The organism is Anaerovorax odorimutans, assembly GCF_024459955.1.
Classification (GTDB): domain Bacteria; phylum Bacillota; class Clostridia; order Peptostreptococcales; family Anaerovoracaceae; genus Hominibacterium; species Hominibacterium odorimutans_A.
In genome coordinates, this window is record NZ_JANFXK010000220.1 from 1 (window position 1) to 231 (window position 231).

Sequence of the window (231 nt, forward strand, 5' to 3'; positions counted from 1 at the left end):
ACCTTATTCTCCGGCATAGAAATATTCGGCGTTATGTTTCGTTCCTGCAAAACTGCATAAAAACCTAATATACTTTCTTCCAAAACACTGTTTACCGAAACAAATTCTACATCGTTATCGTATTCGGGGGATGTTACAACAGAATAACAGAAAAGTTCTTCTGTAAGCTGCCTTAATACTTCGGTACGATTTCTGATAACTTTAATATAACGCTCTGCTTCTTCACTTTTT

At 35.5% G+C, this 231-nt stretch carries 1 pseudogene; it reads right to left on the bottom strand.

Annotated features, from left to right (window positions below):
- Positions 1–231 (bottom strand): annotated as a pseudogene (locus NE619_RS18545) (sensor histidine kinase); the annotation flags it as partial.